14 protein-coding genes and 1 riboswitch are annotated in these 22,117 nt (G+C 65.8%); of the genes, 8 read left to right on the top strand and 6 right to left on the bottom strand.

Translation table 11 applies throughout. The features are described from left to right. Positions 1-94: 94 nt before the first annotated feature. Complete coding sequence (locus tag AC5P6A_RS17925) at positions 95-1,216, top strand: HDOD domain-containing protein (protein ID WP_134731345.1); 1,122 nt, start codon at positions 95-97, stop codon at positions 1,214-1,216. 178 nt (positions 1,217-1,394) lie between these two features. Here the strand turns inward: AC5P6A_RS17925 and AC5P6A_RS17920 are convergent, their stop codons facing one another. From AC5P6A_RS17920 to thiC, 5 genes are all read right to left on the bottom strand, one after another. After that, positions 1,395-4,259, bottom strand: a complete 2,865-nt coding sequence (locus AC5P6A_RS17920) for a TonB-dependent receptor domain-containing protein (protein ID WP_171952672.1) — start codon at positions 4,257-4,259, stop codon at positions 1,395-1,397. A 49-nt stretch (positions 4,260-4,308) separates the two neighbouring features. Then, the gene (locus AC5P6A_RS17915; protein WP_019662034.1) at positions 4,309-5,208 is read right to left on the bottom strand and encodes a helix-turn-helix transcriptional regulator; all 900 of its coding nucleotides are present in this window, start codon (positions 5,206-5,208) and stop codon (positions 4,309-4,311) included. 115 nt (positions 5,209-5,323) lie between these two features. Next, positions 5,324-7,648, bottom strand: a complete 2,325-nt coding sequence (locus AC5P6A_RS17910; RefSeq protein ID WP_346715178.1) for a winged helix-turn-helix domain-containing protein — start codon at positions 7,646-7,648, stop codon at positions 5,324-5,326. 259 nt (positions 7,649-7,907) lie between these two features. Then, positions 7,908-8,579 carry an ion channel gene (locus AC5P6A_RS17905; protein WP_019662036.1) on the bottom strand — a complete coding sequence of 224 codons (672 nt, stop codon included), beginning with the start codon at positions 8,577-8,579 and terminating at the stop codon, positions 7,908-7,910. A 93-nt stretch (positions 8,580-8,672) separates the two neighbouring features. Next, complete coding sequence (thiC, locus tag AC5P6A_RS17900; protein ID WP_346715177.1) at positions 8,673-10,517, bottom strand: phosphomethylpyrimidine synthase ThiC; 1,845 nt, start codon at positions 10,515-10,517, stop codon at positions 8,673-8,675. An 82-nt stretch (positions 10,518-10,599) separates the two neighbouring features. Further along, positions 10,600-10,701: riboswitch (TPP riboswitch) on the bottom strand. Positions 10,702-10,925: 224 nt separating this feature from the next. Between thiC and AC5P6A_RS17895 the strand changes: the two genes are divergently transcribed. Beyond that, positions 10,926-12,503 (top strand): BCCT family transporter, encoded by a 1,578-nt coding sequence (locus AC5P6A_RS17895; RefSeq protein WP_049413309.1) that lies wholly within the window; start codon positions 10,926-10,928, stop codon positions 12,501-12,503. Between the two features lie 639 nt (positions 12,504-13,142). Here the strand turns inward: AC5P6A_RS17895 and ggt are convergent. Then, positions 13,143-14,861 carry a gamma-glutamyltransferase gene (gene ggt, locus AC5P6A_RS17890; RefSeq protein WP_346715176.1) on the bottom strand — a complete coding sequence of 573 codons (1,719 nt, stop codon included), beginning with the start codon at positions 14,859-14,861 and terminating at the stop codon, positions 13,143-13,145. A 659-nt stretch (positions 14,862-15,520) separates the two neighbouring features. Between ggt and ilvC the strand changes: the two genes are divergently transcribed. The 6 genes from ilvC (at position 15,521) to AC5P6A_RS17860 (ending at position 22,067) form a co-directional block, all read left to right on the top strand. Next, positions 15,521-16,495 carry a ketol-acid reductoisomerase gene (ilvC, locus tag AC5P6A_RS17885; protein WP_164145202.1) on the top strand — a complete coding sequence of 325 codons (975 nt, stop codon included), beginning with the start codon at positions 15,521-15,523 and terminating at the stop codon, positions 16,493-16,495. A 39-nt stretch (positions 16,496-16,534) separates the two neighbouring features. After that, a complete protein-coding gene (ilvG, locus tag AC5P6A_RS17880) occupies positions 16,535-18,271 on the top strand; it encodes an acetolactate synthase 2 catalytic subunit (protein ID WP_180877782.1) in 1,737 nt (578 codons plus the stop codon). After that, a complete protein-coding gene (locus AC5P6A_RS17875) occupies positions 18,255-18,506 on the top strand; it encodes an ACT domain-containing protein (RefSeq protein ID WP_005410947.1) in 252 nt (83 codons plus the stop codon). The genes ilvG and AC5P6A_RS17875 overlap by 17 nt, the downstream gene beginning before the upstream one ends. A gap of 96 nt (positions 18,507-18,602) precedes the next feature. Next, positions 18,603-19,694: a threonine dehydratase gene (locus AC5P6A_RS17870; RefSeq protein ID WP_180877781.1), complete on the top strand. Its 1,092-nt coding sequence runs from the start codon at positions 18,603-18,605 to the stop codon at positions 19,692-19,694. Then, entirely contained in the window at positions 19,691-21,277 is a 1,587-nt protein-coding gene (locus AC5P6A_RS17865; protein WP_155030084.1) for a 2-isopropylmalate synthase, read from the top strand. The genes AC5P6A_RS17870 and AC5P6A_RS17865 overlap by 4 nt, the downstream gene beginning before the upstream one ends. Before the next feature lie 10 nt (positions 21,278-21,287). Further along, complete coding sequence (locus AC5P6A_RS17860; protein ID WP_155030085.1) at positions 21,288-22,067, top strand: class I SAM-dependent methyltransferase; 780 nt, start codon at positions 21,288-21,290, stop codon at positions 22,065-22,067. The last annotated feature ends 50 nt before the right edge of the window (positions 22,068-22,117 follow it).

Here is a 22,117-nt window from a genome sequence, read left to right as displayed (position 1 = left end):
ACGACGGCACATCACTCTTGCCGCCGTATTAGGTAAATTGCGTCACTTCACACGTCGTCGACATCCATCGTCGAGACAGCCAGGGGAATGTGTCGTGCGTATTCTGCTTGTTGGGGATGCAGCCAGCCTGCCGGCTGAGCTGACCGAATTCATTGCCGATCTTGGGGAAGACTGGCAGCCGCTGACCGCCACCGATGGCCAGACCGCGATGACCGCGGTGGCCACGCAGGGCGTGGATGCGGTGATCGTCTGCCCGCAGCTGCCGGATCTCAATGCCACCACGCTGCTGGGCCAGATCCGGACCTTGCGCCCGGAAACCATCCGCATTGCGCTGGTGGACGCCCAGCACGGCAACCGGCCGCCGCCGGCACGCCTGATCGGCGTGGCCCACCGCTTCCTGCCGTTGCCGCTGGCACCGGAAGTGTTGCTGGAAGCGCTGACCAGCCTGGAAGAGCTGCGTGAAGTGCTGGACAGCCCGCGCCTGCGCGACGCCATCGGCCGTATCGAGAAGCTGCCCTCGCCGCCGCACCTGTACCTGAGCCTGACCCAGGCACTGGAACATGACGACGACGCCGACAGCGCCGACGTCGCCAAGCTGGTGGCCGCTGATCCGGCGATCGCGGCCAAGGTGCTGCAGCTGTCGAACTCGGCGTTCTTCAGCCAGGGCCGCACCATCGCCGACCTGCGCACCGCCGTGACCCGCCTCGGCCTGTCGACGCTGCGCGATCTGGTACTGGCCAGCGAGGTGTTCTCGGCACCGACACTGTCCACGGCCGAGCGCAATTCACTACAGCAGCGCGCCCTGCTCGCCTCGCGGCTGGCGGCACGCCTGCTGCCCGAATCCAGCGCCGAACTGGGCGCGACCGCCGCGCTGCTGGCCGACATCGGCCTGCTGCTGCCCGGCGTGCGCAACGAGCGCAGCGAACCATCGCTGACCGGTGACACCCGCCCGGGCCACGCCGAAGCCGGTGCCTATCTGCTCGGCCTGTGGGGCCTGCCGATGCCGATCATCGAAGCGGTCGCGTTCCATCTGCAGCCGCAGCGTGCCAATACACGCAGCTTCTGGGTGACCGGCGCAGTGCACGTGGCACTGGCACTGGTCAATGGTGATCCGGTGGACGAGGACTACCTGCAGCGCGCAGGTGTTCTCAACAGGCTGCCGCAGTGGCGGGAGCATGCCAATGCGTTGATGGGACTGGTACCCAGCGAGGCTTGAGGCACCGCCCAGGGCGAGTTCGCAGGGAATGAAAGGCAGGCCGGATGGCCTGCCTTTTCCGTTGTGCCTGAAGAACCATCCACGCATGGCGTGGATCTCCTCAGTCGGTGCAGCGCACAAACAAGAAGGGCGGACCTTGCGGCCCGCCCTCCTCTTTCTGCTGTGACGCTTCGATGGATCAGAAGCGCTGGGTGTACTTCATGTAGTAGAAACGACCGATGTCGAAGCCACCGTAGTACGAGAAGCTCGAGTTCGGCTGGCTGTACATGACCGGGCCCTCGTGGTTGAACACGTTGTTGGCACCTGCCGAGATGGTGGCGTTCCAGGGAGTGTTGTAACGCACCTGCAGGTCGTGGAAGGTGTTCGAACCGGTGTTGCGGACCGGAATGGCCAGGGTGTAGGCCGAGGAGAAGTCCGGGTTGTTACACTCGGCGCCACCGGTGCGGTCGTAGGAACACTCTTCCTTCAGCCCGGAGTAGTAGCGCATGCCCCAGTTGACACCGAAGTTGCCCAGGCTCCAATCGATGTTCAGGTTCGAACGCACGCGGAAGTTGCCACCCCAGTCGCCAGTGCCCCAGCCGGTGTGCTGCTCGACGGCAGTCTGCTCTTCGTTGTCGCGCTTGTACTCCAGGTAATCGACGTAGGTGGTCTTCCAGTCGATGATGATGTTGCCGAAGGAGAACTCCGGCAGGCGGTACTTGATGCCCAGATCGTAACCAGCGGTTTCCTGGTAACCACCGTTGATCAGCGTGCGGGTGACGTCGGTCACCTGGGAGCCATTCTCCGGATCGCGGGTGACACGATCACACGCGTTGGCGTTGCCCAGAATGTAGCACTGGTTGAGGATCGAGGTAACCGACTCGGCCGCGATCACGTTGTCGATGCGGATCTTCCACCAGTCCAGGCTGATGTCCAGGCCCTGTACGAAGTTCGGGCTGTACACCAGGCCGACGGTCCAGGTCTTGGAGGTTTCCGGCAGCAGTTCGGCATTGGAGCCGGACAGGTAGGCGTAGTTGGACTGAGACCCCGGGCCAGTGGCATCGATACCGCCGGATGCTTCCTGGCGGAAGTTGGCCGGGACGGCACCGGCGCAGCGCGCGGCAACCTGCGGGTTACGTACCGCGGCACCGAACAGGGTGTCGCATGGATCGGTGTATTTGTCGAAGGTCTGCGAGGTGCCGCCGTACAGGTCAGCCACCGTCGGCGCACGGAAGCCCGTGGCGTAGGTACCGCGCACCAGCAGGTCATCGATCGGCTTCCACTTCAGGCCGAACTTGCTGTTGAAGGTGTTGCCGAAGGTGTTGTAATCCGAATAACGGCCGGCCATGTCGACCGACAGTTCCTTGGCGAACGGCAGGTCGGCCAGGATCGGCACGTTCAGCTCGAGGAAGAACTCGTTGAGCTTGTAGCCACCGGCGGTGGACGCACCGGCCAGGTCGGTGCTCAGGCCCGACTGCAGCAGCGCATCCGGGTTGTATTCGGCCTGCTCTTCGCGGTGCTCGTAGCCTGCTGCAAACGACAGGTCACCGGCCGGCAGGGTGAACAGCGCGCCGGACAGGTTGGCGCTGTAGACCTTGGAGGTGGTCAGCGACGTGTCGTGAGTCGGCAGGAAGAGATACTTCTGCAGATCCGGGTTGGACAGCGAACCAGCGCCGTCGATGCCATAACCAAGCAGCGGGTTCCACGGGGTGCAACCGGCGATGACCGCACCCGGGGCACCACAGTAAGCAACGCCGTTCTCGACGAACGACGGGCCGACGGCATTCTTCACGTTCGGGATGAACAGGTTGCCGGTGCCGGTCTTGGTGCCCTTGTTACGGTTGTAGACGTAACCGACATCCCAGTCGAAGTACTTATCGCCGAACTCGAACGAGCCTTCCAGGCCGGCCGAGAAGCGGAAGGTATTCAGCTCGGACTTGGTCTGGCGCGGCATTTCCCAGGTGCGACGCATGAAGTCGACATCCTGGTCCAGCGGGTTGAACGCACTGTCCTTGGACAGCTTGGTGCCATACGCGCTGGAGCGGTACGGGTAACCGGCGATCTGCTGCAGCGCCTCGCGTTCTGTATACAGAACGTTGGCGGTACCGCGGATGTTGTCGGTGAAATCGTACTGGCCGTTGGCGAACACAGAGCGACGCTTGATCCCGGTCGACAGATACATCTGCTGCGTCGGGTTGGACAGGTCGGCGTTGGTCAGCTCATGGTAGTTGGCAAAATCGGTCGGATCGGCGCCAGGGTTCACGACGTAGTTCTTGCCGCCGTTGACCAGTACGCCCTTCTCGGTGATCGCCGACCAGCCGTTGGCGTCATCTTCGGTCGGGAACGGATGACGTGGGCCGTTGGCATAGGCGCTGAAGCGGCGGTCCTTGGCCAGCACCGGCTTCTCGTCGCTGTACTCGGCACCCAAGGTCAACGAGCCACGGTCGTTGGTCATGCCGTAGACGAAGTTGTAGGTTTCCTTGTCACCGTCGCCCTGGCCGTACTGGCCGCGGTAGACGCTGGCTTCCAGGCCATCGAAGTTCTTGCGGGTGATGATGTTGACCACGCCGGCAATGGCATCGGAGCCGTAGATGGCCGATGCGCCGTCGGTCAGCACTTCCACGCGCTCGACGATCGAGGTCGGGATCGAGGCCAGATCGGTGTAACCGCCGGAGCTGACGCCCATGCGCTTGCCGTCCAGCAGTACCAGGGTGCGCTGCGGGCCGAGGTTGCGCAGGTCAACGTACTGGCCGCCGACTTCTTCGCCCGAGCTCAGGGCATCGGCGCGGCTGATCGCCGGCGAGCCGGTTGCCGACAGGTTCTGCACGATGTCGGCAACGCTGGTGAAGCCCTGCTTTTCAATGTCGGCGCGCTGCAGCGCGATCACCGGCTGCGCGGTTTCCATGCTCGCCTGGCGGATGCGCGAACCGGTAACCGAAATGCGGTCCAGGTCGGTCGTGCCGCCGGCAGCTGCGTCCTGCGCCGAAGCGAAGGACGGTGCCAAGGCAAGCGCAATGCCGGCCGGCAACAAGCCGAGCCGCACTGCAGGAATACGAACGTTCATCAATCTCTCCAAGGTACGTGTTAGTAGCGTGTTAAAACGCCCCAGCACGTTACGATTGCGTTGCGACGCTGCATTTGCGCGACCCAACCGGAGAGTTTGCAGAATGTGGCGGCAGCAGCCCGCCGTTCTCACGGAAGCGCGAAGCCGACTGCCCGTAACGGGCGCGGAAGGCCCTGGCGAAGCTGCAGCAGTTGTCGAAACCGCTGGCGGCAGCAACTTCGCCCACCATCATGTCGGTATCGCGCAACAGATCGGCCGCCCGTTCCAAGCGCAACCGTGCCGAAAGCGACTGCGGACTTTCCTCGTAGAGGCTCTGGAAGGTCTTGGAGAGATACCAGCTGGAGAAGTTGGTCAGTTCAGCCAGTTCACCGATGCGCACCACGCGGTGGCTGTTGCCTTCCAGGTACAGGCGGGCGCGCTGCATGCGGCCAAACACCTGGCGCTTGCGGCTGCGCGAGCGACCCGGGCAACGCTGCACGTTGTCGGCCAGCCCGCGCTGCAGGCCCGCCAGATGCAGCAGCAGCGGGCGCAATGCCTCCGCCGGCTGGCCACTGGCCAGCGCATCGCGCCACAGGCGCAGCGCAACACGTGCATCGCCGCGGTTCATGCGACCACGCCCGGCATACAGGCCACAGTCGGCCATCTCGGCCAGCACGCGCAGCGCTTCGACGGTGAGGTTCAGGCCCAGGCACAAACCGTTGCGACCGGCCTGCACCAGCGGCCGCGATTCCTTCTCGAAGGCGATCCACTCGCCCTGGCGCAAACGGAAGCGTCCTTCCTTGGCTTCCACCCAGGAACTGCCGCGCACCTGCATCCACACAGTGAAGCTGCTGCCTGCGGTCTGCAGACTGCCCAGCCGGGCAACGCCCAGGCAGGTCGGCGCGACGTCGTCCAGGGCCTTGTCGAGGGAGATGGTTTGGCCGCGATCGGCCAGCGAGAGTTGACGCATGGGGGCACCACGGATTTGCCTAGTACAGGCCTCCGTTTTGCCCAATCTGGTGGGACCTCGTCAGGAAAGACTGCCGAGATCGCCACGAATTCGTGGCGAGAACCACACGAAAAAATTACGAAGAGAAATTCTTCTTCAAAATCAACATTCTGGAGAAGGCAGGGAACAGCGCCGGGGCTTGCTCGGGCAGCCGCATGATGCCGATGTCAGCGCCGTCACTGACCGCCAGCGCCACGTAGAGATCGCGCCCGTTGGCGCTGGCACTGAGTCCATTGCCCGCGCTGAGCCGCTGCGGATCAAGGCAGCGTTCCGGCACTTCGGTACCGTCCTGGATCAGGACCAGGGTCGTGCCGCACTGCGTGGACGTGCCGAGGTAACCGATGCCACCGTTCCCCACGACGGTCCAGGTGCGATAGCGCCACCGACTCGGCAGGTCTTCAGTGATCTGCCGCACACTGGCCGGTGACAGTGCCGGATCGACCGACCACAGCCCACCAGCGGCGAGGCGCGTGAACAGCACCCGTCCGCTGGCGCGATCAAAACGTGCCTGCGACACCCCATCAATGCTGGCCAGCCGGCGCCAGGGGTGAGAGCTGCGGTCGAACAGGCTCAAGCGCGTGCGCTGGTCGGCATCCCGCTCCACCACCAGCAGCTGGTCATCGCCGGCCCCGTAAAGCGCCTGCAGCGGTTGTTCGGCGGGCACCGGCAGTGGCTGCAGCCGCTCATCACGCGGCGAGATTTCGTAGACCACGGTACGTCCATGGTCATCGCGGCCAACCACCAGCAGGTGCCGGCTGTCGGCGGCCCAGTCCGGTGCCTGCCGGGCCTCCGGCCGCAGGCCTTCGATCAGCCGCAGCGAGTCCGGCCGCTGCATGTCAGCCCACCACAAGGCGAAACTGCCGGAGCGATCGGAGGTGAAGGCCAGCTGGCGGCCATCGGGCGCGGCCATCGGCTGACCATCACGGCCACTGGACGCGAACAGTCGTTCCGCACGTCCTCCCTCGATCGGAACCTTGAACACGCCGAACTGCGCCCGCCGGTGGACAAACGCCAGCACGTTGCCATGGCGGGATACCGCAGGCCACTGCGCATCATCCAGGCCAGCGTCGCGCAGCGTGCGGCGCTCGACGTCGAGGTAGTACAGGCGAACTTCACTGTCCACGCGACGGCCGAACACGATGGTGCGCCCATCCCCCAGCCAGGCCCAGCCTCGCTGCTCGGCCGCTTCATTGGTCAGCTGCTCGGGGGTACCGCCGCCGGCGGGCATCCGCCACAGATCACCCATCTGCGGATTGCGCACGAACACCAGCCACTTACCGTCTGGCGAGTAGCGCGGCGCATAGTCGAAATCATCGGCATCGACGCGGTAATCCAGCTCACGCCATTGGCCACTGGCCAGATCCAGCACGCGGATGCCGCGATGCGCATAGCGTCCGACCATGCTGCCGAACACCAGCCCCCGGCCATCCGGGGTCCAGTCAAAACTGAGCAGCTCGGTGCCGTCGCAGCGGGTTGCCTGGCGCACGGCACCACCTGTGGCACTGGCGATCAGCACCTGGCAGCCGCCTCCGGCGCTGAATCGTGCAAACGCGATCTCGCGCCCATCCGGCGACCAGCTCGGGAAACGGTCGTTGGCACCGGCCGGAGGCGTCAGCAACTGGCGCGCGGGCGCATTGCCCGAGGTCTGCACCTTGATCGCACCGCCATCCCCCCCGTCGTCGTTGGCCCCTTCGTAGGCCACCTGGGAACCGTCGGGCGAAAGTGTTGGATACGTCTCAAAACCACTGGTCGCGGTGATCAGCCGGTAAGGCCGCTGCGGGCTGCCGATCACGCGAACGCCGTTCTCCACGGCCGCATCAACCGGTGAACTGGCTTCCGGCGGCTGCCGCAACAGCAGCATCGTCAGCACGATCACCGTGCCAAGCATCAATATGCCGATTGCCAACAGTACCTGGCGCCGGACCCGTCGCCACGCCCGGCGAAGCCCCGGCACCGGCACCGTACCGACCGCGGCCCTGCCACCGGCGTCCGCGGGCGGCAACGGAAGATCGGCCAGCTCGCCGCTGTCCACGGCAGCCTCAGGCGCCTCCAGCACCTGCACCGGCACCAGCAGCCGATAACCGCTCTTGGCGATGGTCTCGATATAGGTCTGGCCGTTGTCGTCGTCGTTGGCGAATGCCTTGCGCAGCTGCGTGACGGCCTGGGTCAGCACGTCATTGGTGGGCAGCGTGTCGGGCCACACTTCGGCAAACAGCTCCTCGCGGGTGACCACGCGGCCGGGCTGCCGCAGCAGAACGCGCAGCACACCCAGCGCTTTCGGCGTCAGCCGGCGCGGACGACGCGCACCTTCAACTTCGACCTCTCGCGAGGACAAAGTGACGACGCATTCGCCAACCTGGATACGGTCAGCCTCGGGCGGCTGCATTTCGCTGCTGTTCATTTTCCGGGATACAGTAGGGACGGGCCTGGGCAGGTTTCACCAGCAATACCGCCCCCAACCGGGGACAACAAAAAGCCAGATTCCGCACACAGCATCGGCGCATACCGCAAAAACAATGAAGCGGGCGAATACTAGCCTATGCGGGTTACCTCGCCTATCGCGTGGTCGACATCCAGGCTCTCTCTCGCCGACGCATTCACATAATTTGCTGCACCATTCGCGCCCTGCGGGGCGCGGAATTTTTATCTGGCGTTCATTTTCACACGCGCCGCAGCATGGTCAATCCGACCAGTCGCGAAACCACCAAAGCCACGTACATCACGCCTGAAAACTGCTCCAGCATGACCAGGGCACGCGCCTGCGGATGCAGGGGTACTACGTCGCTCAAGCCAACACCCGAGAGCAAACTGAAGCTCAGATAAAGCAGTTCCATCCAGGTGCGCTGTGCACCGCCGCCGGAGCCTTGGAAACTGCCCGGATACCATTGTTGGCACACGGCAAAAGCAAATGCGAAGGCCCAGGCCAGCAGCGTGAATGTGGCGCCTGCGGCGAACAGTTCATCGCGGGTGACTTTATGGTCCTGGAGCATGTAGGCAATGAGCGCACCGGCCGTATAGAAGTACAGCAGGCTCTCCAGCAGTTGCGCGGTGGTCAGCAGCGCAGTGCGGTCCAGCAGTGCACCGGCCAGCGAGAACACCACCGAGGGAATGGCCAGCAGCAGTGCCAGCCAGGTGCCCAGCGGGCTGCGTTGCACCACCCACAACGCCAGGCCCAGTACCGCCATGCCGAACATGCCCAGCGCCGCGCGGCCCGCAGCGGTGTCATCCAGCGCGGGGTACAGCAGCACCGCGATCAGCTGGGCGCCCAACAGCCAGGCCGAAGGATGACGGCGGGCAATGGCCAGCCAACGGGTGGTGATGGCAACAGGCATGGCGTCCTTTCCCCAGGGAGATGGGCGGAGGATAGCCGGGAGCGGCGTGATGAGCGGTAGTGCCGGCCGCTGGCCGGCACCCCCGCTTCCGCGTCACCCCTGGCGATAGACCTCGGCACCGGCCGCGCGGAACTCCGCCGACTTCTCCTTCATGCCGGCTTCGGCGTAGTCACGCACATCCTGGGTGATCTTCATCGAACAGAAGTGCGGGCCGCACATCGAGCAGAAGTGGGCCAGCTTGTGCGCATCCTTCGGCAGCGTCTCGTCATGGAACTCCTTGGCCTTCTCCGGATCCAGGCCGAGGTGGAACTGGTCTTCCCAGCGGAACTCGAAACGTGCCTTGCTCAGCGCGTTGTCGCGCACCTGCGCGCCCGGATGCCCCTTGGCCAGGTCGGCTGCGTGCGCGGCAATGCGATAGGCCATGATGCCGTCGCGCACATCCTGGCGGTTGGGCAGGCCAAGGTGCTCCTTCGGCGTCACGTAGCAGAGCATCGCCGTGCCGAACCAGCCGATCATCGCCGCACCGATCGCGCTGGTGATGTGGTCGTAGCCCGGCGCGATGTCGGTGGTCAGCGGGCCCAGCGTATAGAACGGCGCCTCGCCGCACTCGCGCAGCTGCTTGTCCATGTTCTCCTTGATCAGCTGCATCGGCACATGGCCGGGGCCTTCGATCATGGTCTGCACATCATGCTTCCAGGCGATCTTCGTCAGCTCACCCAGCGTTTCCAGCTCACCGAACTGCGCGGCGTCGTTGGCATCGGCGATGCAGCCCGGGCGCAGGCCGTCACCCAGCGAGAAGGTCACGTCATAGGCCTTCATGATCTCGCAGATGTCTTCGAAATGCGTGTAGAGGAAATTCTCCTTGTGGTGCGCCAGGCACCACTTGGCCATGATCGAGCCACCCCGGCTGACAATGCCGGTCACGCGCTTGGCGGTGAGTGGCACGTAGCGCAGCAGCACGCCAGCGTGGATGGTGAAGTAGTCCACGCCCTGCTCGGCCTGCTCGATCAGTGTGTCGCGGAAGATCTCCCAGGTCAGTGCTTCGGCGCGGCCGTCGACCTTCTCCAGCGCCTGGTAGATCGGCACCGTACCGATCGCCACCGGCGAGTTGCGGATGATCCACTCGCGGGTTTCATGGATGTGCTTGCCGGTGGACAGGTCCATCACGGTGTCACCGCCCCAGCGGATCGCCCACACCAGTTTCTCTACCTCCTCGGCGATTCCCGAGGAAACGGCGCTGTTGCCGATGTTGGCATTGATCTTGGTCAGGAAGTTGCGGCCGATGATCATCGGCTCGCTTTCCGGATGGTTGATGTTGTTGGGCAGCACGGCGCGGCCGCGCGCGATTTCATCCCGCACGAACTCCGGAGTGATGATCTTCTGGATCGAGGCGCCGAACGCCTCGCCCGGGTGCTGCTGCAGCAGGCCCGCATCGCGGATCGTCTCCAGCCGCTGGTTCTCGCGGATGGCAACGAATTCCATTTCCGGCGTGATGATGCCGCGCCGCGCATAGTGCATCTGGGTGACGTTCGCGCCTGCCCGTGCACGGCGCGGCAGGCTGCGGGCGGGGAAGCGCACGGCAGCGAGCTTCGGGTCGTGCTCGCGATCACGCCCGAACGACGAACTCAGGCCTTCGAGCTGCTCGGTATCGCCACGTTCCTCCACCCAGCCGCGACGCAGTGCCGGCAGCCCGGCGGACAGATCGATACGCGCGTCCGGATCGGTGTAGGGGCCGGACGTGTCGTAGACCGTGACCGGTGCATTCTCTTCGCCGCCGAACAGCGTCGGGGTGCGGGTCAACGCGATCTCCCGCATCGGCACCTGCAGATCCGGGCGCGAACCGGGCACGTGGATCTTGCGCGAGCCGGGAATGGGCCGGGTCACGGATTCGGAGAGTTGCTGGGCCTGTTGCTGCAGGGCGGAGAGCTGTGCGTTCATCGGGCATCGTCCAGGAAGGTCAGGGACGAAGCGGCGGCGCACTGCGACCGCGCCCGGACGCTCCTTGGGCGGAGTCCGGGCACGGCTGCATTGCAAAGCTTCCCTACGCCGGTATGAGCCGGATCAGGTTCCAAGGGACTGTCTCAACCGTGGCCACGTGGCCTCGGTACCCCCGCTTCTTGGCGTGCATTAGAGCATAGACCGCCCGCTTCCGGATCTGACCCCAATCGCTATTCGTTAACAGAACCATGACGTCGCGTTCAGTAACGTGCACGTCCGTCGCGCTCCCGCGACCGATGCTTCCTTCGCCGCCGACGCGGCCCCTGCCCGGTTCGCGCTGCATGCCGCCGGCCCTTCGCTGCAAGCTCTGCTCGCTCCCCTCAATCCCTTGATCGGAGAAGCTCCTTCATGGTGTTTCGCGTTTCCATCGCACTGGTTCTGCTGCTGGTGCTGCTTGCCGGTATTGCACCTGGCCCCTTCAATACCGTGGTGCAGAGCATCCTCGGCGAACTCATCCGCGGTATCGGCTGGCTGTACCTGTTGGTGGTGTTCCTGGCCCTGGTGTTCCTGATGTACCTGGCCTTCGGACGCTTCGGCAACCTGCGCATCGGTGGCGAAGACGCCGAGCCGGAGTTCTCGCGGGCCAGCTGGATGTCGATGCTGTTCGCCGCCGGCATGGGCATCGGCCTGGTGTTCTGGGGCGCTGCCGAGCCCATTTCGCACTTCAGCAAGCCGCCGGAAGGGCTTGCTCCGCAGAGCCTGGATGCGGCACGCGCCTCGATGCGCTATGCATTCTTCCACTGGGGCCTGCACCCGTGGGCCATCTACGCGCTGATCGGGCTGGCAATGGCCTGGTTCCAGTTCAACCGCAACGGCCGTGGCCTGGTCAGCGACATGCTGCAGCCGATCATCGGCCGCCATCATCGCGGCTGGATCGGTCGGGTGGTCAACATCGCTGCAGTGGTCGCCACCGCGATCGGTGTCGCGACGACGCTGGGCTTCGGCACCATCCAGATCGCCGCCGGCATCGAGCGCGTGTTCGGCGTGCAGGCTACCGTCCCAGTGCAGATGACCATCATTGCCGTCGCCTTCGTGCTGTATATGGCGTCCACCGCCAGTGGCGTGGAGCGGGGTGTGAAGTGGCTGTCCAATTTCAACCTGGCGTTGGCTGCCCTGCTGGCAGCCATCCTGCTCGTGCTGGGGCCGACCGGCTTCATCTTCGATACGTTCACCACCACGCTGGGCTCCTACCTCAACCAGCTGGTGACAATGAGCCTGCGCATGTCACCGTTCTCCGGCAGCACCTGGGTGGCGGACTGGACAATCTTCTACTGGGCCTGGTGGATCTCGTGGGCACCGTTCGTGGGCTCATTCATCGCACGCATCTCGCGCGGCCGCAGCGTGCGCGAGTTCGTGATCGGCGTAGTGCTCGCGCCGACGCTGCTGGGCTTCTTCTGGTTCGCGGTGTTCGGCGGCACCGCGCTGTGGGCGCAGATCTTCGGCCATGCCGACCTGGTGCAGGCGCTGGGCAATGGCTACGAGACGGTGCTGTTCACCTTGTTCGACAGCATGCCGCTGCCGCTGTTGCTGTCGTGCATCGCACTGGTACTGCTGATGATCTTCTTCGTAACTTCGGCCGACTCGGCGGTACTGGTTCTGGCCAGCATGTCCACTGACGAAGCAGGCGATCCTCCGTTGAAGCGCAAGCTGGCCTGGGGCATCGCGGTGGCGTTGATCGCAGCGGCGTTGCTGCTGGCCGGTGGCCTGGATGCACTGCAGGGCATGATCACGATTGCGGCGTTGCCATTCGCGCTGCTGATGGTGCTGGTGATGGTGTCGCTGTACCGCGTGCTCGACCAGGAGTACACGCGTGAGCGACGGCAGGCGCAGCGGCAGCGGCACATGATCGATGCGTGGATCGCACGCGAGATGGCGGCGCAGGAAGAGACGCAGGCCGAGGCCGCACGCGCGCACGATCAGGATTGAGGGGGTTTTGCAGCCTGCGGCTGCACCGCTTTTTTCAAGCAACGGCAACAACAACTTCAAAAGCGGCTCTGGATTTCTGCTGGTCTGGCGGTGAGGGGGCCGATGGCGGGACACGCCGCAAGTACGTCCCTGTAAGCTCGGCCACGGCATCCATGCCGTGGACGGTCCCGCCATCGGCCCCCTCCCCGCCTCCGACAATTTCCCGGTGACCGCAGTAGATCCACGCCATGCGTGGATCAGGTGTATCGGAAAACAAGAAGGGGTCGGATCCGTTTTCCTTCGGAAAACGGGTCCGACCCCAACACACAGCGCGCGGCTGTTGCCTTTGCCTTTGCCTTTGCCTTTGCTCTTGCTCTTCTTTTTTCTTTTCCTGCGGTGACGGACACGGAAACTGTCCGTGGCCGGGCGGGTGGGTTGGCTGGGGGCGTGAGCCGCATGGGCCCGAGGCATGCCTCGGGCGGGTTGGGCCGGATGCCCAACCCCGGTCTTGCCGTGTGCGCAGGACAGTGCACACGAGCAAGCGGCGACCGAGCTTACATGGACGTACTTGCAGCGGCCCCCAGACGATCCACCCGCCCGGCTAAGCCCCGTATCGCTGCCATCACCGCAGAGGGGGCCCTGCCCGGTGGCCGGGAAACCTCAATACCCCGCCGCCTGCCCATCCTTGCGGCTCTCCGAAGCACCGTAGTACACCCCGGTCTCGGGATCGCGCATGATCGCCTGATAGCCACCATACGGGCCGTCGGCGAACACGATGCGATGCCCCTTGCGCATCAGCGCGCGCACCGTCTCGTACGGGAAGCCGGTTTCCAGATTCACTTCACCACCGTCGGTCATCGCCGTGGCCTGACCCGTCGGTTCAGTCGAGCCTTCGTGCTGGATGCGCGGCGCATCACCGGCTTCCTGCAGGTTCATGCCGAAGTCCACCAGGTTCATCACGATCTGCGCGTGGCCCTGCGGCTGCATCGCGCCGCCCATCACGCCGAAGCTGGCATACGGCTTGCCACCCTTGGTAATGAACGCCGGAATGATGGTCTGGAAGGGGCGCTTGCCCGGTGCGTAGCCGTTGGGATGGTTCTTCTGCAGCACGAACATCTCGCCACGATCCTGCAGGATGAAGCCCAGCCCCGGCGGCGCCATGCCGCTGCCCATGCCGCGGTAGTTGGACTGGATCAGCGAGACCATCATGCCGTCGGCGTCGGCCACGGTCATGTAGATCGTGTCGCCCTCCTCCAGCTGCTTCGGTGTGCCCGGCTGCACTTCCTTCAACGCCTTGTCCATCGAGATCAGCGCACGACGCTGCGCGGCGTACTCCTTGGAGATCAGCTTCTGCACCGGCGCCGGCTGGAACGCCATGTCGGCGTAGAAGCGTGCACGGTCGGCGAAGGCCAGCTTCTTCGCTTCAACGAACAGGTGCACATGCTCCGGTGAACCAAACGGGATCTTCGAGAAATCGTAGCCTTCCAGCACGTTGAGTATCTGCAGCGCGGCAATGCCCTGGCTGTTCGGCGGCAGCTCCCACACGTCGTAGCCACGGTAGTTGCTGCTGACCGGCTCGACCCATTCACCATGGTGGTCGGCCATGTCCTGGTAACTCAGGTAGCCACCGTTGGCCTTGAAGTAATCACCGATCGTGCGGGCGATGTCACCCTTGTAGAAGGCGTCGCGCCCGCCGGCGGCGATCTTCTGGAGGGTGCTGGCCAGGTTCGGGTTCTTCCACATCTCGCCCTTGCGCGGGGCATTGCCGTTGATCGTGAACTGCTCCTTGAAGCCCGGGTACTGCGACAACTTCGGCACCGAGCGGTCCCAGTAGTAGGCGATCACTTCGGCCACCGGGTGGCCCTCGCGGGCGTAGCGGATGGCCGGCGCCAGGTTGTCGGCCATTGGCTTGCGGCCGAAGCGTTCGTGCAGCGCGAACCAACCATCGACCGCGCCAGGTACTGACACCGGCAGCGGGCCGGTGGCCGGGATGTCCTTCAGGCCACGGCGCTGGAACTCTGCCAGGGTGAGCGATTTCGGCGAGCGCCCCGAGCCGTTGTAGCCATAGAGCTTCTGCGTCTTCGGGTCCCAGACGATGGCGAACAGGTCGCCGCCGATGCCGTTGCCGGTGGGCTCCATCAGGCCCAGCGCTGCGTTGGCCGCGATGGCGGCATCCACCGCCGAGCCACCGCCCTTCATCACGTCCAGCGCGATCTGGGTGGCCAGCGGCTGCGAGGTGGCGGCCATCGCATGGGGGGCGATCACCTCCGAACGGGTGGCGAAGGTGTGGCCGGTAATGCGGTCGGCGGCAAAGGACAGCGCGGGCACGGCAGCCAGCACGGCGGCGGCGATCAGGGAACGGGCAAGGCGTCGGGACACGGTCGGGTTCCGATGGACGGGTGGTTCCCCGATCTTCGCCGCTGCGGCCTTCACGCGGTATCGGACAGACGTCATGGACGTTGATCCTGGGGTGGAAGAATCCAACGGATTCCGCGCAAAAACCGCCCAGAAAGGAGTGAATTCGGGTTCACCGAAACACTTTCAGCAGCAACCATCCTTGTGCCGCAAGCGATTGCGCTGGATTCACTGGAAACCGATAAAAAAACCGTCGCGAGGGTTGACACCGCCAAAACGGCTGTGTTTCTCTCGATCACATGTTGCATCACAACACGCCACTGCGAACCCACATCGAAGCCGCCGACACCGGCGCCGCCTCGCTGCGTTCGATTCTTGTGCTCGTACTTATTACCCAGCCACCAGGTGCGGGACGAGCCAGCGTGTAAGCAACAAACACACCGGAACTCATCAAAACCCGCACCCGCCCCGGTGCGGGTTTTTTCATTTCAGGACCTGGTTTCAGACGCAACCACCATGACCAACGCTCAGTGCAAAGCCCGGCCCCAGACCACCACCACGCCTCGTGGTGGCTGTGCCTGTGCGATGCGCAGCGCCTCCTCCACCGCTTTCCCCTGACCGGCCGGTACGTCACCTCGACGACCGGCCGTTCTTTTTTCTTCCCACCGCAAGGAACCTCCCCCATGAGCACCAACGACCTGCCCCAGACCAAGATCGCCGTCATCGGCTACGGCAGCCAGGGCCGCGCCCACGCACTGAACCTGCGCGAATCCGGCTTCGACGTGGTGGTAGGCCTGCGTCCGGGCGGCCCGACCGAGGTGAAGGCGCAGGCCGATGGCTTCGCCGTCAAGGCGCCTGCCGATGCAGTGAAGGACGCCGACCTGGTTGCCGTGCTGACCCCGGACATGGTGCAGAAGAAGCTGTACGACGACGTGCTGGCACCGAACATGAAGCAGGGCGCGGTGCTGTTGTTCGCGCACGGCCTGAACGTTCATTTCGACATGATCAAGCCGCGCGACGACCTCGACGTGGTGCTGGTCGCACCGAAGGGCCCGGGCGCGCTGGTCCGTCGTGAATATGAAATCGGCCGCGGCGTGCCGTGCATCTGGGCGGTCTACCAGGACAAAAGCGGCAAGGCCGCCGAGTACGCACTCGCCTATGCAGCCGGCCTGGGTGGCGCCCGCGCCAACCTGATCCAGACCACCTTCAAGGAAGAGACCGAAACTGATCTGTTCGGCGAGCAGGCGGTGCTGTGCGGTGGCGCTTCGGCGCTGGTGCAGGCGGGCTTCGAGACCCTGGTGGAAGCCGGTTACCAGCCGGAAATCGCCTATTACGAAGTGCTGCACGAACTGAAGCTGATCGTGGACCTGTTCTACGAAGGTGGCATCTCGCGCATGCTGGAGTTCATCTCCGAGACCGCGCAGTACGGCGACTACGTCAGCGGCCCGCGTGTGATCGATGCCGGCACCAAGGAACGCATGAAGGAAGTACTGAAGGACATCCAGGATGGCACCTTCACCAAGAACTGGGTGGCCGAGTACGAAGCGGGCCTGCCGAACTACAACAGGTTCAAGCAGGCCGACCTGGAGCACCCGATCGAGAAGGTGGGCAAGGAACTGCGCGCCAAGATGGTCTGGTTGCAAGGACAGGCCGCGTAAACGCGCGGCCCTCCCCCACCCGCTTTGCAAGGTTCCCCCATGAACTCTTCGACACATCGCAGCGCGCCGCCCAACGGCGCGCGCTGGCTGACCCAGGCGCTGGAGGCCGAAGGCGTCCGCACGCTGTTCGGCTATCCAGGTGGCACCATCATGCCGTTCTACGACGCGCTGGTGGATTCGTCGCTGAAGCACATCCTGGTACGCCATGAGCAGGGCGCGGCGCTGGCCGCCAACGGCTTCGCCCGCGCCAGCAACCAGGTCGGCGTCTGCGTGGCCACATCCGGCCCGGGCGCCTCGAACCTGGTCACCGGCATTGCCGATGCGATGCTCGATTCGGTACCGATGGTCTGCATCACCGGCCAGGTCGGCACGCCGCTGCTGGGCACCGACGCCTTCCAGGAACTGGATGTGTTCGGCCTGACGATGCCGATCGTCAAGCACAGCTGGCTGGTGCGCAGCGTCGATGACCTGCCGCGCGTGGTGGCCGATGCGTTCCGCATTGCCCGTGAGGGTCGCCCCGGCCCGGTGCTGATCGACCTGCCCAAGGATGTGCAGTTGGCCGATGCCAGCCATCTGCCGGCGCATGTGCCCAGCAGCGTCGAACCGCCGCCGGCGCCGTCCGAGGCCGCCATCGCCGAGGCCATCGCCGCGCTGGCCGCAGCCGAGAAGCCGGTGGTCTACGCCGGTGGCGGCATCGCGCTGGGCGATGCCGTGCAGGACCTGCGCGACTTCGTCGAGGCCAGTGCCATCCCCACCGTGATGACCCTGCGCGGCCTGGGTGCCCTGCCGGCCAGCCATCCGCAGTCGCTGGGCATGCTGGGCATGCACGGCACTCGCGCGGCCAACATGGCGGTGCAGGAAAGCGACCTGCTGCTGGTGCTGGGGGCGCGTTTCGACGACCGTGCCACCGGCAAGCTGGCCGAGTTCGCCCCGTTCGCCCGTGTGGTCCACATCGATGCGGACGCCTACGAGATCTCCAAGCTGCGCAGCGCCGATGTCGCCGTGCCTGGCAACGTCGGTCACGCCATCCGCGCCCTGCGTGCGGCCTTCCCCTCCCCCAAGGCCCACCAGGAGGCGTGGCGCAAGCGCTGTGCGCAGCATCGCGATCGCTTCGCCGCACGCTACGACGCACCGGGCCAGCACATCTACGCACCGGCGTTGCTGAAGCGCCTGAGCGAGCTGGCCCCGGCCGATGCGGTGATCGCCTGCGATGTCGGCCAGCACCAGATGTGGGTGGCCCAGCACTGCCGCTTCAACCACCCGCGCAACCACCTGACCAGCGGCGCGCTGGGCACCATGGGCTTCGGCCTGCCGGCGGCGATGGGTGCGCAGTTTGCCTGCCCCGACCGCACCGTGGTGCTGGTGTCCGGCGATGGCAGCTTCATGATGAACGTGCAGGAGCTGGCGACCATCGCCCGCTGCCGCCTGCCGGTGAAGATCGTGCTGCTGGACAACAGTTCGCTGGGCATGGTGCGGCAGTGGCAGGAGCTGTTCTTCGCCGAGCGTTACAGCGAGATCGACCTGTCCGACAACCCGGACTTCGTGGCATTGGCGCAGGTGTTCGGCATCGCCGCCACCCGCATCGACAACCGCGACGACGTGGAAGGCGGCCTGGCCGCGCTGCTGGCCGAGCCGGGCCCGGCCCTGCTGCACGTGGCCATCGATGCACGCGCCAACGTGTGGCCGCTGGTGCCGCCGAACACCGCCAACAGCACGATGCTGGAAAGCAACCCCGCCCATGCCCGCCAGGAGACCCCCAATGCAATACCGGCTTGACCTGGTGCTGCACCCGGCCGAAGGCGCGCTGCTGCGCGTGATCGGCATGGCCGAACGTCGCGGCTTCGCGCCGCGTGCGATCAGCGGCGCGCCGGTAGCTGCCGACGATGGCCGCTGGCACCTGCAGCTGGTCGTGGATGGCCAGCGCCCGGCGGAAACGCTGTGCCGGCAGATCGAGAAGATCTACGACTGCGTGTCCGTACAGGTCACCGCCGTGGAAGGAGTATCGCCATGAACACCCGTACCGTAGCGACCACGGTGCCGGTACGGAGGCGTCTTCTTCGCCGCCCGTGCCCGCATGCGGCGGTCGCCCGCACCGCGCTGGTGGCCCATGCCGGCCGCTGACACCAGCCAGGAAAGCGATGCCGGCGACGTAAGCGTTGCCGACGTCCTGGCAGCGCAGGCCCGCCTGCGCCGCTTCCTGCCGCCCACCCCGCTGCACCACGCCGAGCGCTTCGGTACCTGGCTGAAGCTGGAGAACCTGCAGCGCACCGGGTCCTACAAGGTACGCGGCGCGTTGAACGCGCTGCTGGCCGGCCGCGAGCGCGGCGATACCCGGCCGGTGATCTGCGCCTCGGCCGGCAACCATGCCCAGGGCGTGGCGTGGGCGGCCTACCGCCTGGACGTGCCGGCCATCACTGTGATGCCCCATGGTGCACCCGCCACCAAGATTGCCGGCGTCGCCCACTGGGGCGCCACCGTGCGCCAGCACGGTACCAGCTATGACGAGGCTTACGCCTTCGCGGTCGAACTGGCGCAGCGCCACGGCTACCGTTTCCTGTCCGCGTTCGACGATGCCGATGTGATTGCCGGCCAGGGCACGGTGGGCATCGAGCTGGCCGCGCACGCGCCGGACGTGGTGATCGTGCCGATCGGTGGCGGTGGCCTGGCCTCCGGCGTTGCACTGGCACTGAAATCACAGGGCGTGCGCGTGGTCGGCGCGCAGGTGGAAGGCGTTGATTCGATGGCACGTGCGATTCGCGGCGATGCCCGCGAGATCACCCCCGTCGCCTCGCTGGCCGACGGCGTGCGGGTGAAGATCCCCGGCTTCCTGACCCGCCGCCTGTGCACCTCGCTGCTGGACGATGTGGTGATCGTGCGCGAAGCCGAACTGCGCGAAACCCTGGTCCGGCTGGCACTGGAAGAACACATCATCGCCGAGGGCGCCGGCGCGCTGGCGCTGGCCGCCGGCCGCCGCGTCGCCGGCCGCCGCAAGTGCGCGGTGGTGTCCGGCGGCAACATCGATGCCGGCGTGCTGGCCGGCCTGCTTACCGACATCCGGCCGCGTCCGCCGCGCAAGCCACGGCGACGTCGCAGCGAAACGCCGCGCTCGCCGGGCAAGGCCAGCGCCAACGCTTCGCCCACCTCTTCCCCTACCCCCCTGCAAGCCGTCGCACCCGCTGTCGAGGAGATTTCCCTGTGACCACCATCGAACGAATTACCACCCCGCGCATCCGCATCTTCGACACCACCCTGCGTGACGGCGAGCAGTCCCCCGGCTGCAGCATGAGCCCACCGCAGAAGCTGGTGATGGCGCGTGCGCTGGACGAACTGGGTGTGGACATCATCGAAACCGGCTTCCCGGCCAGCTCGCAGTCCGACCGCGAGGCGATGGCACTGATCGGCCGCGAACTGCGCCGACCGAGCCTGAGCCTGGCGGTGCTGTCGCGCTGCCTGCAGGCCGATATCGAGACCTCGGCACGTGCACTGGAAGCCGCGGCCAACCCGCGCCTGCACGTGTTCCTGTCGACCAGCCCGCTGCACCGCGAACACAAGCTGCGGATGACCCGCGAGCAGGTACTGGAATCGGTACGCAAGCATGTATCGCTGGCACGCTCGTACATAGACGATGTCGAATTCTCGGCCGAGGATGCCACCCGCACCGAGCTGGACTACCTGATCGAAGTCTCGCGCGTGGCCATTGCCGCCGGCGCCACTACCATCAACCTGCCCGACACCGTCGGCTTCACCACGCCGGAAGAAATCCGCGCGATGTTCCAGCAGGTCATCGCCGGCGTGGCCGACGTTCCGAACGCCGCCAATGTGATCTTCAGCGCGCACTGCCACAACGACCTGGGCCTGGCCGTGGCCAACTCGCTGGCCGCCATCGAAGGTGGCGCGCGCCAGGTCGAGTGCACCATCAACGGCATCGGCGAGCGCGCCGGCAACTGCTCGCTGGAAGAGATCGCGATGGTGCTGAAGGTGCGCCAGGCCTTCTACGAGCAGGACAGTTCGATCAACACCCCGCGCATCGTCGGCACCTCGCAGCTGCTGCAGCGCCTGGTCGGCATGCCGGTACAGCGCAACAAGGCCATCGTCGGTGCCAATGCCTTTGCCCACGAATCGGGCATCCACCAGCACGGCATGCTGCGCCATCGCGGCACCTACGAAATCATGCGTCCGGAAGACGTGGGCTGGGAGGATTCGCAGATGGTGCTGGGCCGCCACAGCGGTCGCGCCGCCGTCGAAGCGCGCCTGCGTGCGCTGGGCTTCTGGCTGGACGAAGACGAACTGAAACTGGTGTTCGAGCAGTTCAAGGGCCTGTGCGAACAGCAGCGCGTGGTCACCGATGCCGACCTGCAGACGTTGATGCAGGGCGGCTCCAACGCGCAGGGCTACCGCCTGGCCTCGATGACCATCAGCGATGTCGGCAGCCGCGCCAACGCGCTGGTCGAACTGTCCGACCCGGACGGCAACCGCGTGGCCGAGACCGCGCAGGGCGATGGCCCGGTCGATGCGCTGTTCGGCGCGCTGTCGGCCGCCACCGGCGTGCAGCTGATGCTGGACAGCTACCACGTGCACAGCGTCGGCATCGGCGCCGATGCGCGCGGTGAGGCCAACCTGAGCGTGCGCCACGAAGGCGTGGAGTACGACGGCACCGGCACCAGCAAGGACATCATCGAAGCCTCCGCGCTGGCCTGGCTGGATGTGGCCAACCGCCTGCTGCGCCAGCGCCAGGCCACCGCCCACAACAGCACCGACGTTCCCACCCCTGCCACCGCCTGAGGAACCCGCCATGAGCGCCTTCGACACCTTCACCCCGGCCAGCGCCGCTGGCCAGCAGTGGAACGCCCAGGACTATGCGATCGACGCCGGCTTCGTCCCGCTGCTCGGCGGCGCGGTCTCGCGCCTGCTCGACCCGCGCGCCGGTGAGCGCATCCTCGACCTGGGCTGTGGCGATGGCGTGCTCAGCACCGAACTGGCCCTGAGCGGCGCACGCATCCACGGCGTGGACGCCTCGCCGGAACTGGTGATCGCCGCCCGCGCGCGCGGTGTCGATGCCCAGGTGATGGACGGCCACGCACTGTCGTTCGACACCGAGTTCGATGCAGTGTTCAGCAACGCGGCACTGCATTGGATGGGCACCCCGGACCGCGTGCTGGAAGGCGTACGCCGCGCGCTGCGCCCCGGTGGCCGCTTCGTCGCCGAGTTCGGCGGCCATGGCAACGTGGCCACGATCATCGCGGCCGTGCAGGCCGCACGCGTGGCGCACGGCCATGGCGCCAGCGCCTTCCAGTGGTACTTCCCGACGGCCGATGCCTACGCCGACCGCCTGCGCCAGCATGGCTTCCAGGTGCAGCTGATCGAGTGCACGCCGCGCCCAACGGCATTGCCGACCGGCGTGGCCGGCTGGCTGCGCGTCTTCGCCGCGCCGCTGCTGGACGACCTGCCAGCCGAGGCACGCGCTACGGTGCGCGAGGCCGCGAGCGCGCTGCTGGCCGAGCTGCCGCGCAACGCCGCCGGCCAGCCGCTGGCGGACTATGTGCGGCTGCGCGTGCTCGCCCGCCGTCGCTGACTTGACCGTTCCGCCTTCTTTACTGATGTTCGCTATTTCGTACTTCTGCC

It is taken from the genome of Stenotrophomonas sp. YJH_SMC_20 (assembly GCF_059367845.1).
The sequence above is the reverse complement of the archived record's forward strand: the minus strand, read 5'-3'. Positions and strand labels throughout refer to the sequence as shown.